The organism is Paenibacillus sp. S33, from assembly GCF_053615415.1.
In genome coordinates this window covers 4,764,627-4,779,767 of sequence record NZ_JBSIEZ010000001.1, presented here as the reverse complement: position 1 = coordinate 4,779,767, position 15,141 = coordinate 4,764,627, and the positions used below count along the sequence as shown (strand labels likewise).

At 58.3% G+C, this 15,141-nt stretch carries 1 protein-coding gene; it reads left to right on the top strand.

Annotated elements, in window-relative coordinates; genetic code table 11:
• Positions 1 to 138 precede the first annotated feature (138 nt).
• Positions 139 to 15,123, top strand: a complete 14,985-nt coding sequence (locus ACWGXJ_RS21700; protein WP_452567587.1) for an amino acid adenylation domain-containing protein — start codon at positions 139 to 141, stop codon at positions 15,121 to 15,123.
• The last annotated feature ends 18 nt before the right edge of the window (positions 15,124 to 15,141 follow it).

The window sequence follows — 15,141 nt, the reverse complement described above, 5'->3', positions numbered from 1 at the left end:
CTTGCGTAGAACGATGCTCTTTGTTGTCTTTCACGCATGGGAGCCGAGCGGGACAGCTGCTAGGCAGAGGATTGCCGCATGCGATCAACCGGGCAAGCGAAGCGGTGACCTGGCGAAAGCCATTGACATTGTTGTCACATGTTTGAAAAGGCGGGGAGCGAGGCTGGAGCGTTGCTGCGGCATATGCCCCGCCGGATTGCTTTTACCGATGAAGAGAGGGGAACGATCCAGATGGCTTTTGAAAAAGAAACGTTGTTTTGGAACGAAAAATTCGGTAGCGACGATTATACCTTGACGCGGCTGCCTTACAGCAAAGCTCCAAGCTCCCTGGCGCCCATTATGACAACCGTCGGCGGGACGCTTTCGGAGGAAGTGGCGCAGCGCGTCCTTCAAATGAGCAAGGGCGCTCCGCTGGCCACTTTTATGATTTTGCTCGCCGGTGTTCAGTCGCTCTTGCATAAATATACAGGCGCTTCTGACATTCTGGTCGGCATGCCGGTTGTACGGAAACCGACGGAGACGCGCCGATCCGTTAATCATACGATCATTTTGAAAAACTCGCTTTCGGCGGGTGCGACTTTTAAAACGCTTCTGAGCGAGCTGAGGACTTCCTTGCCGGAAGCGATTCAGCATCAACATATTCCGTTCTTGAAAATGACGGAGAAGCTGGACCTGCAATATGCAGACGGGATACCCGTCGTCCATACGCTAGTATCCCTTAAGGAGCTGCATCTGGACGAAATCGGGCAAAACGTGGTCACGGATTGTTCCTTTGAATTCAGCTTAACCGGCGGGACGATACAGCTAGCGCTGTCATATAACGAGCACTTATATGACTCCGAGTTCATGACTCGGGTCGTCGGCCATCTGAATCGCCTGCTGGCCGTGGGGCTTCACGAGTTGGAGCTGGACATCGTGCGGGCGGACATGCTGTCGGAGGACGAGAAATTTCAATTGCTGCAAAGCTTTAACGATACCGAGAAGGACTATCCCCGTGATCGGACGATTCATCAGCTCGTGGAGGAGCAGGTGAAGCGGGTGCCCGAAGCGACGGCGGTTGTCTTTGAGGGGCGGCGGCTTTCGTACGCGGAGCTGAACGAACGGGCGAACCGGCTGGCGCGGACGCTGCGATCGGTCGGCGTGCTGCCCAATCAGCTGGTAGGCTTGATGGCTAGGAGATCGCTGGAGACGGTCGTTGGCATTCTGGCGGTTCTGAAAGCTGGCGGTGCCTACGTGCCGATAGACCCGGAATACCCGGAAGAACGCATCCGCTACATTCTGGAGAACTCGAACGCGCAGCTGCTGCTGACTCAAAGGGAGCTGCAGCAGCAGGTGTCGTTCGAAGGGACCGTGGTGGCGCTGGATGACGAGCAGGCCTACAGCGACGATGGCTCGAACCTGGAGCCGGCCAGCGGTCCGAACGATCTGGCTTATGTCATCTATACATCAGGTACGACGGGCAAACCCAAAGGGGTCATGCTGGAGCATCGCGGGCTGGTCAGCCTGAAACTGACGTTTGCCCATACGCTTCACACGACCGAACAGGATCGAGTGCTGCAATTCGCCAGCCTATCGTTCGATGCGTCGTGCTGGGAGATGTTCAACGCTCTGTATTTCGGGGCGACCTTATATATACCGTCAACCGAGACGGTTTTGGATGATCAGCTGTTCGAACGTTTCATGAACGAGCATGCAATTACGATCGCCACTTTGCCGCCAACTTATGCTGCTTATTTGAATTCAGACCGCCTGCCGAGTCTGAGCAGGCTCATCACGGCGGGCTCCGCCGTTTCAGCCGAATTCGTGCAGCAGTGGAAAGACAAGGTACAGTACTATAACGCGTACGGTCCGACGGAAGCCTCGATCGCCACATCCGTGTGGGCGGCGTCTACGCATGACACCGAACGCAGAGCGATACCGATCGGACGTCCGATCTGGAACCATCGCTTGTATATACTGGGCGCACAGAATCAGCTGGCGCCTATCGGAGTGGAGGGAGAATTATGCATCGCGGGCGTCGGCCTCGCCCGGGGATATTGGAACCGGCCGGATCTGACGGCGGAGAAATTCATCGAACACCCGTTTGAGCCCGGAGAGAGACTGTACCGGACGGGCGACTTGGCCCGCTGGCTGCCGGACGGAAATATTGAGTACTTGGGCCGGATTGACCATCAGGTGAAAATCCGTGGATTCCGGATCGAGATCGGCGAGATTGAAGAGCAGCTTCTGAAGATCGACTCCGTGCAGGAGACGATCGTAATCGCGCGGGAAGGCAAAAGCGGGCAAGAACTGTGCGCTTACCTGGTCGCGGGCCGCCCGCTTACGCTCGGCGAGCTGAGAAGCGCGCTGGCGCAAAAATTGCCGAATTACATGATTCCAGCGCATTTTGTTCAGCTTCCGCGGATGCCGCTCACGCCGAACGACAAAATCGACCGCAAGGCTTTGCCCGCTCCGGAAGGAAACGCGCTGACCGGCGGTGCGTACGTAGCTCCCCGCAATGAAGCCGAGCGGACGCTTGCCGATGTGTGGCAGGCGGTATTGAACGCCGATCGCGTTGGGGTAACGGATCATTTCTTCGAGCTGGGCGGAGACTCGATCAAGTCCATTCAAGTATCTTCGCGGCTTCATCAAGCCGGGTACAAGCTGGAAATCCGGGATTTGTTCAAATATCCGACTATCTCACAGCTCAGCCTGCATGTGAAACCGATCGGACGTACTATCGATCAAGGCGAAATAACGGGTGAAACGGCGCTGACGCCGATTCAGCATTGGTTTTTCGAGAGCTCCTTTGCGGACCCGCATCATTTCAGCCAGTCGGTGATGCTGTACCGGAAGGAACGCTTCGACGAAGAGACGGTACGTCAGGTGCTGCAAAAGCTGGCCGAGCATCATGACGCCTTGCGGATGGTGTTCCGCAAGACGGAACAAGGGTTTAGCGCGCGGAACCGCGCGATTCAGGAAGGCGGGCTGTTCACGCTGGACGTGTTCGACTTCAAGGATGCGGAGAATACCGCGCAGGTTGTGGAAGCGAAGGCAACGGACATTCAAGCGGGTATCGATCTGGAGAATGGGCCCCTCGTGAAGGCGGGACTGTTCCGGTGCGCGGACGGCGACCATTTGCTGCTCGCGGTTCATCATGCCGTGGTGGACGGCGTGTCTTGGCGCATTTTGATGGAGGATTTCGCTCTGGGTTACGAGCAGGCCGGCAAAAGCGAGGAAATTCGTTTCCCGGCGAAAACGGATGCGTACCGCACTTGGTCCGAGCAGTTGACCGCTTACGCGCAAAGCCCGGAGATGGCGAAGGAACGGGCCTATTGGCAGGCCGTGGAACAAATTGCGGTTCCGGCCGTGCCGAAGGATCTGGAGGCGGACGTTACGACGCAGCAGGACAGCGAATCGCTGTTCGTCCGTTTGACTCCCGAAGAAACGGAGCTGCTGCTGAAGCGGGTTCACCGGGCCTACAACACCGAAATGAACGATATTTTGGTAACGGCACTCGGCATAGCCGTTCGCAAGTGGACGGGACACGAACGGGTGCGGATCAATCTCGAAGGACACGGACGCGAATCGATCGGAACGGATATCGACATCACGCGCACAGTCGGCTGGTTTACGACCAAGTTTCCGGTCGTCCTGGAGCCGGAAACCGACCGGGATTTGGCCTATCAGATTAAACAGGTCAAGGAAAGCTTGCGCCGCATTCCGAACAAGGGGCTTGGGTACGGCGTATGCCGCTATCTCTCCAAATCGGAGGATGGCTTTGTTTGGGGCGCAGAGCCGGAAATTAATTTTAACTACCTCGGCCAGTTCGACGATGATGTCAATCAGGACGAGATCGGCATATCTTCTTATTCCAGCGGCAGCCCGGCCAGCGACCGGCAGGCCCGCAGCTTTGTGCTGGATATCAACGGCATGGTGCTGGACGGCGCTTTATCGCTCGATCTCAGCTACAGCCGGAAGCAGTATCGCAAGGAAACGATGGAAGCCTTCGCTCAGCGGCTTGAGCAAAGTCTCCGAGAGCTCATTACCCACTGCGCAGGCAAAGAAAACACCGAATTGACGCCGAGCGACGTGCAATTTAAAGGCTTGACCATCGCGGAATTGGAGCAAATCGCCCAGCGCTCGGGCCATCTCGGGGAAATTGAAAATATTTACTCGCTTACGCCGATGCAGAAGGGCATGTGGTTCCACAGCGCGCTTGACCGGCAAACGGCCGCTTACTTCGAGCAGACGCGGTTTACGATGCGGGGAGCGCTCGACGTCCAGCTTTTCGAGAGGAGCTGGATGGAGCTTGCGAAACGTCATCTGGTGCTGCGGGCGAATTTTGTGAAAGGACCGGCGGGCGAGCCGCTGCAAATCATATACCGCGACAAGCCGGTCGGCTTTGAATATGAAGAGCTGCTTCATTTGCAGGCGGACGAGAAACAAGCGTATTTGGATAAAAAGGCCGAGGATGACAAGCTTCGCGGCTTCGACATGGAACATGACGCGCTCGTTCGGGTTACGATCCTGCGCACCGAAGAGCAAAGCTATCATGTGCTGTGGAGTTTCCAGCATATTTTGATGGACGGCTGGTGCCTGCCGCAGCTGACGCAGGAGTTGTTTGAGACGTACTCGGCCTTGGCATCCGGCAAGCAGCCAGCGGGAGATAAGGGATCGGATTATGGCGCTTATATCGAATGGTTGGAGAAACAGGACGATCAGGCGGCATCCGGCTATTGGACGGCATTCCTGGCAGGTTATGAAGGGCAAACCGTACTCCCGGGACAAAAGGAACCGGCGCCAAACGGCAGATTTACGGCTGATCACGTCACCGCCGAGCTGGGCAAGGACTTGAGCGAGCGGATGGACCGGGTGGCGAAACAGCGCCTGGTTACGGTCAATACGTTGCTGCAAGCCGCTTGGGGCGTGATGCTGCAAAAATATAACGGAACAAACGATGCCGTATTCGGCAGCGTCGTGGCCGGAAGACCGGCGGAAATCCCGGGCATCGAGTCCATGATCGGGCTGTTCATCAATACGGTGCCGGTCCGCGTCACGAGCGAAGCGGACACCGTGTTCGCCGACCTGATGGCGAAGCTCCAAGAGCGGGCGCTGGAGTCCGGGCGTTATGATTACTATCCGCTGTATGAAATTCAAGCCCGCAGCGTGCAAAAGCAGAACCTGATCAACCATATCATCGCTTTCGAGAACTATCCGGTGGACGAGCAGATGGAGCAGGCGGGCGACCAGCAGCACGGCGACCTGACGATCGCTGACGTTCAGATGGAGGAGCAGACGAACTATAACTTCAACGTGACCGTGGTGCCGGGAGTCGAGATCGAAATTCGATTCGACTTTAACGCCGAAGTGTTCGATAAAGACAGCATCGAGTTGCTCAAGGGGCATCTCGTCCATCTGCTGGAGCAGGTGACGGATAACCCGGAAATTACCGTGGGCGAGCTGGAACTTGTGACGGAGGCGGAAAAGGCCGACCTTCTCGGACGTTTTAACGACACCACCACGGAATTTCCGCGCGGGAAGACGCTCATTCAATTGTTCGAAGAGCAGGCGGAGCGCATCCCGGATGCAGCCGCCATCTCCTTGAATGAGCAAGAGCTGACCTACCGCGAGCTGAACGAACGCGTCAACCGCCTTGCCCGTACCTTGCGTAGCCACGGGATATCCAAAGGCCGTCTGGTCGCCATTATGGCTGAGCGTTCCATCGAAATGGTGGTGGGCATGCTGGCGGCACACAAAGCCGGAGCGGCTTACGTACCGATTGACCCGGAATATCCCGAGGAGCGTATCCGTTTCTTGATTGAGGATTCGGGAGCGCAGGTCATGCTGACGCAAAGCCGCTTGCGCGAGCGCCTGGCGGGTTCGGACTCCGTGATCTTACTGGATGACGAGTCCTTCTATCACGAGGACGGCACAAATCTAAATCCGGGCACCGAAGCGACGGATCTGGCCTGCGTCATCTATACGTCAGGCACGACAGGCAAGCCGAAAGGCAACCTTGTTTCGCACCGCAACATCGTGCGGATCGTGCGAAATACGAATTATATCGACATCACCGAACGGGATCATGTCCTCCAGCTTTCGAGCTATTCGTTCGACGGAGCGATTTTCGATATTTTCGGCGCTTTGACCAACGGGGCGCGGCTGGTGCTGGTTCCCCGCGAGACTTTGCTGGAAATCGTCCGGCTGGCGGATCTCATCCAGCGCGAGCGCATCTCGGTCATGCTGATTACGACGGCTTTCTTCAACGTCCTTGTAGATGTGAACGTCGACTGCCTGCGGGATGTCCGGGCGATTTTGTTCGGAGGAGAGCGAGTGTCGGTCGGACATGTGCGTAAAGCGCTCGCCCATATCGGACCGGGCAGGCTCAACCACCTGTACGGCCCGTCGGAAAGCACGGTTTATACCACGTACCTTCCGATCGACTTCGTCGATGAGTCGGCGGTTACCGTACCCATCGGACGGCCGATCAGTAATACGACGGTGTATATCGTCGACAGCCGGAATAAGCTTCTGCCGATCGGCGTGGCCGGGGAGCTTTGCGTCGGCGGAGAAGGCTTGGTACGGGGTTACAATAACCGGCCGGAGCTGACGGCGGAGAAATTTGTGGACAATCCGTTTGTGCTGGGAGAGCGCATGTACCGGACGGGGGATTTGGCGAAATGGCTGCCGGACGGCACGATCGAATACGTGGGACGGACGGACGACCAAGTGAAAATCCGCGGCTTCCGCATTGAGCTGGGCGAGATCGAAGCTCAGCTTCAGAAAGTGGAGGGAATTCGGAAAGCGACGGTATTCGCGAGGGAAGACGCCTCCGGCGAGAAGCAGCTTTGCGCCTATTATGAAGCGGACCGCGAGCTTCCGGCGGCCGAGCTGAAGAGCGTGCTTTCCCAGGAACTGCCGGCCTATATGATTCCGGCGTACCTGATCCAGTTGGAGCGGCTCCCGCTGACGACGAACGGCAAGGTCGACCACCGATCACTCCCGGCGCCGGAGGAGAGCTTGCAGCCGGGCGAAGAACGTACTCCGCCTCGGACTCCGCTGGAAGCCAGCTTGGCGGGAATTTGGAAAAGCGTGCTCGGACTGGAGCACATCGGGGTTCATGACAATTTCTTCGACCTGGGCGGCCATTCCCTGCGGGCGACGACACTGGTGAGCAAGGTGCATCAGGAGCTGAATGTCGAGCTGCCTCTGCGCGACGTATTCCGCTACTCGACGATCGAAGAGATGGCTCTCGCCATCTCCCGGATCGGAGAGCAGTCGTTCTCGTCGATTCCGCTGGCGGGCGCAAGAGCATATTATCCGCTTTCCTCAGCTCAGAAGCGGCTGTTTATCCTGAATCAGCTGGAAGGGGCCGATCAGAGCTACAACATGCCGGGCGTGCTGCTGCTGGAAGGATCGATTGACCGGAGCCTGCTGGAGAAGGCTTTCCGCGGACTGATCGCACGGCACGAAACGCTGCGAACCGGCTTTGAGATCGTACAAGGCGAAGCTGTACAGCGCATTTACGAGAGCGTCGACTTTGCCGTCGAGTACCGTCATGTGAGCGAGGAAGAAGCGCCCGAAGTCGTGCAGGCCTTCATCCGGCCTTTCGACTTGGCGAAGCCTCCGCTGCTGCGGGCGGAGCTCGTAGAGCTGGCAGCCGAACGTTATTTGCTGATGTTCGACATGCACCATATCGTCTCCGACGGGGTTTCAATGGACGTGTTAGTCGAGGAACTCGTTCGTATGTACGGCGGCGAGTCATTAGAGCCTTTGCGCATTCAATACAAGGACTATGCGGTATGGCAGCAGTCGGACGAGCAAAAAGTGCAGTTGAAACGCCAGGAAGCTTACTGGCTGGACCGTTACCGGGGCGAGCTGCCGGTTCTGGAAATGCCGACGGACTATCCGCGTCCTGCCGTGCAGAGCTTTGAGGGACAAACGCTGACGTCCTTCGTGGACGAGGCAACGAACGAAGGCTTGAAGCAGCTGGCCGCTCAAAGAGGAACGACGCTGTATATGGTGCTGCTTGCGGCATATACCGTGCTTTTGCAAAAATACACAGGTCAGGACGATTTGATCGTCGGAACGTCGATTGCGGGCAGAACGCACGGAGACACGCAGCCTTTGATCGGAATGTTCGTCAATACGCTGGCGCTCCGCAATTATCCGGCTTCGGAGAAGACCTTCCTGTCGTATCTGGAAGAAGTGAAAGAAACGACCTTAGGCGCTTATGAGCATCAGAATTATCCGTTCGAAGAGCTCGTTGATAAAGTGCAGGTCAGCCGGGATTTGAGCCGCAACCCGCTGTTTGACACGATGTTCTCCCTGCAAAACTTGGAGGATAAAGAGTTTGAGTTGGAAGGGCTGAAATTGTCCCCGTACCCTAGCGAATACGGCACGGCCAAGTTCGACCTGAGTGTGGATGTTACGGAAGAAAACGGCGGCCTGGAGTGCAGCTTTGAATTCGCAACGGCTCTTTATAAAGAAAGCACGATCCGGCGGCTGTCGACTCATTTCGGACATTTGCTTGCGGCGATCGTAAGCCGTCCGGATGCGAAGATTGTCGAGCTGAACTTGTTGACGGCAGAGGAAAAAGAGCAAATTCTCGGCGCGTTCAACCCGGCGCAGCCGGAAGCGGCTCCTGCGGCCGCGTTCTACCGGCTGTTCGAGGAACAGGCGGAGCGCACGCCGGAAGCGGCAGCTGTCGTGTACGAGAATGACCGGCTTACGTATGCGGAGCTGAACGAGCGGGCGAACCGCTTGGCGGCTACGCTGCGTGCAAGCGGCATCGGCCGGGAGTCGATCGTCGGCATTCTCGCCGAGCGTTCGGTGGACTTGCTGGTGGCCGTGCTGGCCGTCTGGAAAGCGGGCGGGGCGTATGTGCCGCTCGACCCGGATTATCCGGCGGAGCGCGTGCGGTTCATGCTCGAAGACAGCGGAGCGAAGGTGCTGCTGACGCAAACGCCGCTGCGAGAGCGTGCCGAAGCCTGGCTCGGCGAAGAGAAGCTGGCGCTGGCGGCGGTGCTGTACCTGGACGACGAAGCGTCGTACAGCGAGGAGCGGGCGAATGCGTCGGTTGTCTCCGGCATTGTCTCCGGCAAGCTGACAGATGCTGTGGACGACGGCGATGAGAGCCATCAGAATGTTGGCACCGACAGCTTCCATGAAGCCCGTCCAGAGGACCTGGCGTACGTGATCTACACGTCGGGAACGACGGGCAAGCCGAAGGGCGTGATGATCGAGCACCGCAGCCTGGTGAATACGGCGGCGGGCTACCGGCGGGAATACCGGTTGGATCAGTTCCCGGTGCGGCTGCTGCAGCTCGCAAGCTTCTCGTTTGACGTGTTCGTGGGAGATATCGCGCGGACGCTGTACAACGGAGGCACGATGGTGATTGTGCCGAAGGACGACCGGATCGATCCGTCTCGTCTGCACCACTGGATGGAGCGGGAGCGGGTCACCATCTTCGAATCGACGCCGGCGCTGATCGTGCCGTTCCTGGAGTACGTGCACGAGCAGCGGCTGGATATGAGCTGGATGGAGTTGTTGATCACGAGCTCGGACAGCTGCAGCGTGGCGGATTATCGGACCTTGCAGGAACGCTTCGGCTCGTTGTTCCGGATCATCAACGCATACGGCGTGACGGAAGCGGCGATCGACTCCAGCTTCTACGACGAGGAGCGGGCGAAGCTGCCGCAGACAGGCAATGTGCCGATCGGCAAAGCGTGGCTGAATGCGAAACTCTACATCGTGGACGCGCATCTGAACCCGGTGCCGGTCGGGGTGCTGGGCGAGCTGGTTATCGGCGGAGTCGGAGTGGCGCGCGGGTACTTGAACCGTCCGGAGCTGACGGAAGAGAAGTTCGTAGACAGCCCGTTCGCCGTGGGCGAGCGGCTGTACCGCACGGGAGACTTGGCGCGGTGGATGGAGGACGGCAACGTGGACTTTATCGGCCGGATCGACAACCAGGCGAAAATCCGGGGCTACCGGATCGAGACGGGCGAGATCGAGTCGCAGCTGCTGCGGGTGGAAGGCGTGCGCGAAGCGGTGGTGCTGGTTCGAAGTGACGCGAACGGGCAGAAGGCGCTATGCGCGTATTACACGCCGGATACCGGAGCGGAGCTGGCGGTGAACGATTTGCGCAGCGCGCTGGCGCAGGAGCTGCCGGGCTACATGATCCCGTCGTACTTCGTGGAGCTGGAGCGCCTGCCTCTGACGCCGAACGGAAAGATTGACCGGAAGGCGCTGCCGGCGCCGGAAGGGGAAGCGGGAAGCGGAACGGAGTACGTCGCACCGCGCAATGAGCTGGAAACGAAGCTGGCGGCGATTTGGCAGGAGGTGCTGGGGCTTGCGAAGGAGATTGGCGTTCACGACAACTTCTTCGACATCGGCGGCCACTCCCTGCGGGCGACGACGCTGGTCAGCAAGATTCATAAAGAGTTGAACGTGGATCTGCCGCTGCGCGACGTGTTCCGCCATTCCACGATCGAGAGCATGGCGGCCGCCATTTCCCGGCTGGATGAGCAAACATTCGTTGCCATTCCGATGGCGGATGACCGAGAGGTGTACCCGCAATCTTTTGCTCAAAAACGTCTCTTTATCCTGAATCAACTGGAAGGCGCGGAGCTTAGCTACAACATGCCGGAAGCGATGCTGCTGGAGGGTGCTTTAGACCGGGCAAGGTTCGAAGAAGCGTTCCGTAAGCTCGTGGCGCGGCATGAAATGCTGCGCACCGGGTTCGAAATGGTGGATGGCGAAGCATCGCAGCGGATTTACCAGGACGTGAATTTTGCCGTGGAGTTCTATCGAGCGGATGAGCAAGAGGCCGAAGAGACGGTTCGCCGTTTCGTCCGTCCGTTTGATTTGGCGAAGCCTCCGCTGCTGAGGGTAGGCCTTGTTGAGCTGGCTCCGGAACGCCATATTCTAATGTACGACATGCATCATATTATTTCCGACGGCGTCTCGATGGAAATCTTTGTTGAAGAATTCGTCCGCTTGTACGGCGGCGAGCAATTGGAGCCTCTGCGCATTCAGTACAAAGACTACACCGTTTGGCAGCATTCGCAGGAGCAGAAGGAACGGCTTCAGCGTCAGGAGGCGTACTGGCTGGACATGTTCCAAGGCGAGCTTCCGGTACTGGAAATGCCGACCGACTATCCGCGTCCGGCCGTGCAGAGCTACGAAGGCCAAACGCTGGAGTTTTTCTTCGACGCTTCGAAAACCGACGGTCTGAAGCAGCTGGCCTCGGAAACGGGCACGACGCTGTTTATGGTGCTGCTTGCGGCGTATAACGTCCTTCTGCATAAATATTCAGGTCAGGAAGACGTGATCGTCGGTACGCCGATTGCCGGAAGGAATCATGGAGATGTGCAGCCGTTGATTGGGATTTTCTTAAACACGCTGGCTATCCGCAGTTATCCGGCTTCGGAGAAGACATTCCTGTCATACCTGAACGAAGTCAAAGAAACGACCCTCCACGCCTTCGAGCATCAAAACTATCCGTTCGAAGAATTGGTGGACAAGGTGCAAGTCACCCGTGATTTAAGCCGCAATCCGCTCTTCGACACGCTGTTTACGATGCAGAATACGGAGAACGAGGAATTTGAGCTGGAAGGGCTTCGCCTGATTCCTTATCCGAGCGCACTGGATACCGCGAAGTTTGATATCAGTTTGGATGTGGGCGAGGAGAACGGCGGCTTGGATTACAGCTTTGAATATGCGACGGCTCTCTACAAAAGGGAGACGATCGAACGGCTGGCGAAACATTACGAGCAGCTACTCGTAACGATCGTAAGCCGTCCGGATGCGAAGATCGCCGAGCTGAACTTGCTGACGGCAGAGGAAAAAGGACAAATTCTCGGCGCGTTCAACCCGGCGCAGCCGGAAGCGGCTCCTGCGGCCGCGTTCCACCGGCTGTTCGAGGAACAGGCGGAGCGCACGCCGGAAGCGGCGGCCGTCGTGTACGAGAACGACCGGCTGACGTATGCGGAGCTGAACGAGCGGGCGAACCGCTTGGCGGCTACGCTGCGTGCAAGCGGCATCGGCCGGGAGACGATCGTCGGCATTCTCGCCGAGCGTTCGGTGGACTTGCTGGTGGCCGTGCTGGCCGTCTGGAAAGCGGGCGGGGCGTATGTGCCGCTCGACCCGGATTATCCGGCGGAGCGCGTGCGTTTCATGCTCGAAGACAGCGGAGCGAAGGTACTGCTGACGCAAACGGCGCTGCGAGAGCGTGCTGAAGCCTGGCTCGACGAAGAGGAGCTGGCGCTGGCGGCGGTGCTGTACCTGGACGACGAAGCGTCGTACAGCGAGGAGCGGGCGAATGCGCCGATTGTCTCCGGCAAGCTGACGGATGCTGTGGACGACGGCGATGAGAGCCATCAGAATGTTGGCACCGACAGCTTCCATGAAGCCCGTCCGGAGGATCTGGCGTACGTGATCTACACGTCGGGAACGACGGGCAAGCCGAAGGGCGTGATGATCGAGCACCGCAGCCTGGTGAACACGGCGGCGGGCTACCGGCGGGAATACCGGTTGGATCAGTTCCCGGTGCGGCTGCTGCAACTCGCAAGCTTCTCGTTTGACGTGTTCGTGGGAGATATCGCGCGGACGCTGTACAACGGAGGCACGATGGTGATTGTGCCGAAGGACGACCGGATCGATCCGTCTCGTCTGCACTACTGGATTGAACGGGAGCGGGTCACCATCTTCGAATCGACGCCGGCGCTGATCGTGCCGTTCCTGGAGTACGTGCACGAGCAGCGGCTGGATATGAGCTGGATGGAGTTGTTGATCACGAGCTCGGACAGCTGCAGCGTGGCGGATTACCGGACCTTGCAGGAACGCTTCGGCTCGTTGTTCCGGATCATCAACGCATACGGCGTGACGGAAGCGGCGATCGACTCAAGTTTCTACGACGAGCCGCTGACGAAGCTGCCGCAGACAGGCAATGTGCCGATCGGCAAAGCGTGGCTGAATGCGAAATTCTACATCGTGGACGCGCATCTGAACCCGGTGCCGGTCGGGGTGCTGGGCGAGCTGGTCATCGGCGGAGTCGGAGTGGCGCGCGGGTACTTGAACCGTCCGGAGCTGACGGAAGAGAAGTTCTTAGACAGCCCGTTCGCCGCGGGCGAGCGGCTGTACCGCACGGGAGACTTGGCGCGGTGGATGGAAGACGGCAACGTGGACTTCATCGGCCGGATCGACAACCAGGCGAAAATCCGGGGCTACCGGATCGAGACGGGCGAGATCGAGTCGCAGCTGCTGCGGGTGGAAGGCGTGCGCGAAGCGGTGGTGCTGGTTCGAAGTGACGCGAACGGGCAGAAGGCGCTATGCGCGTATTACACGCCGGATACCGGAGCGGAGCTGGCGGTGAACGATTTGCGCAGCGCGCTGGCGCAGGAGCTGCCGGGCTATATGATCCCGTCGTACTTCGTGGAGATGGAGCGCCTGCCTCTGACGCCGAACGGAAAGATTGACCGGAAGGCGCTGCCAGCGCCGGAAGGGGAAGCGGGAAGCGGAACGGAGTACGTCGCACCGCGCAATGAGCTGGAAACGAAGCTGGCGGCGATTTGGCAGGAGGTGCTGGGGCTTGCGAAAGAGATTGGCGTTCACGACAACTTCTTCGACATCGGCGGTCACTCCCTGCGAGCGACGACGCTGGCGGGCAAGGTATTTAAGGAATTAAACGTCAACCTGCCGCTGCGCGATGTATTCCGTCACTCGACGATTGCGGCGATGGCCGAGGCGATCGCCCGGATGGAACGGCGGGAGCATGAGGCCATTCCTCAAGCGGAGGAGAGAGAGTACTACCCTCTGTCCTCCGCGCAGAAACGGCTGTTCATTCAGCACACGCTGGATGGAGCGGATCAGCTTTACAACATGCCGGAGCTGGTGCAGGTGGAAGGCGAGTTTGATTTAGACCGGTTGGAAGCCGCCTTGCGGAAATTGATAACACGGCATGAATCGCTGCGCACCGGTTTTGAAATCGTGAAGGCCGAAGCGGTTCAGCGGATTTACCCGCAGGTCGATTTTGCTATCGAGCATCATCAAGCGGATAAAGAGGATGCGGCTCAAATCGAGCAGATCGTCCGCAGCTTCGTTCGTCCGTTTGATCTCGGCAAGCCGCCGCTGCTGCGCGCCGGGGTCATCGAGCTGGAGCCGAACCTGCATATTCTCCTTTTCGACATGCACCATATCGTGTCCGACGGCGTATCGATGGCGATTGTGATCGATGAGTTCTCGAGTTTCTACGCCGGGGAAGAACTGCCGCCACTGCGCATTCAATACAAGGATTATGCCGTTTGGCAACAGTCGAAGGCCCACCGAGAGCGGATCGGGCGGCAGGAAGCGTACTGGCTGCAAACCTTCGAAGGAGAGCTGCCGACGGCGGACCTGCCGATGGACTACGAACGGTCTGCGGCTCGCAGCTACGAAGGCGCGCATCTGGAGTTCGAAGTCGAAGCTTCTCTCTCTGCGCGGCTGCGCGAATTGGCGGCCGAGCGTGAAAGCACGCTGTTCATGGTGCTGCTTGCGGCTTATACCGTGCTGCTGTCCAAGTACAGCGGGCAGGAGGACTTGGTCGTGGGTACCCCGGTGGCGGGAAGAACGAACGCCGATTTGGAACCGGTCATCGGGATGTTTGTCAATACGCTGGCGATCCGCAATCGTCCGTCGGGCGACAAAACGTTCTTGTCCTACCTGGAAGAAGTGAAGGAAACGGCTTTGGGTGCTTTCGAGAACCAGGATTATCCATTCGAGGAGCTCGTGGAGCGTTTGAATGTGAAGCGGGAGCCGGGCCGCTTCCCGCTGTTCGATGCCGTTTTCGACTTGCAAAATATCGAAGAACGAGACGCCGAGCTGGAAGGGGTCAGCCTGAAGACTTACGAGCTTGACCATTTGGAAGAGGCGAAGTTCGATCTGACGCTGTTTATGTATGAAAACAACGGGGCGCTGAGCGGGGGCTTCTTCTACGCCACCAAGCTGTTCAAAGAAGCGATGATCCGCACCTTGACCGAGGATTACCTGCGGGTACTGTCTCAAATTGCGGAAAATCCACAACTCGAGCTAAGCCGGATTGAATGTCATAAACCGGCGGCAGGCCCAAAGAGTGCCGTCGATACGATCGAATTCGCGTTCTAATCCTACAAGCGCGCCTCC

Coding starts and splice junctions, on each gene's coding strand:
- ACWGXJ_RS21700 (WP_452567587.1), top strand. CDS start 139: ATGTTTGAAAAGGCGGGGAGCGAGGCTGGAGCGTTGCTGCGGCATATG.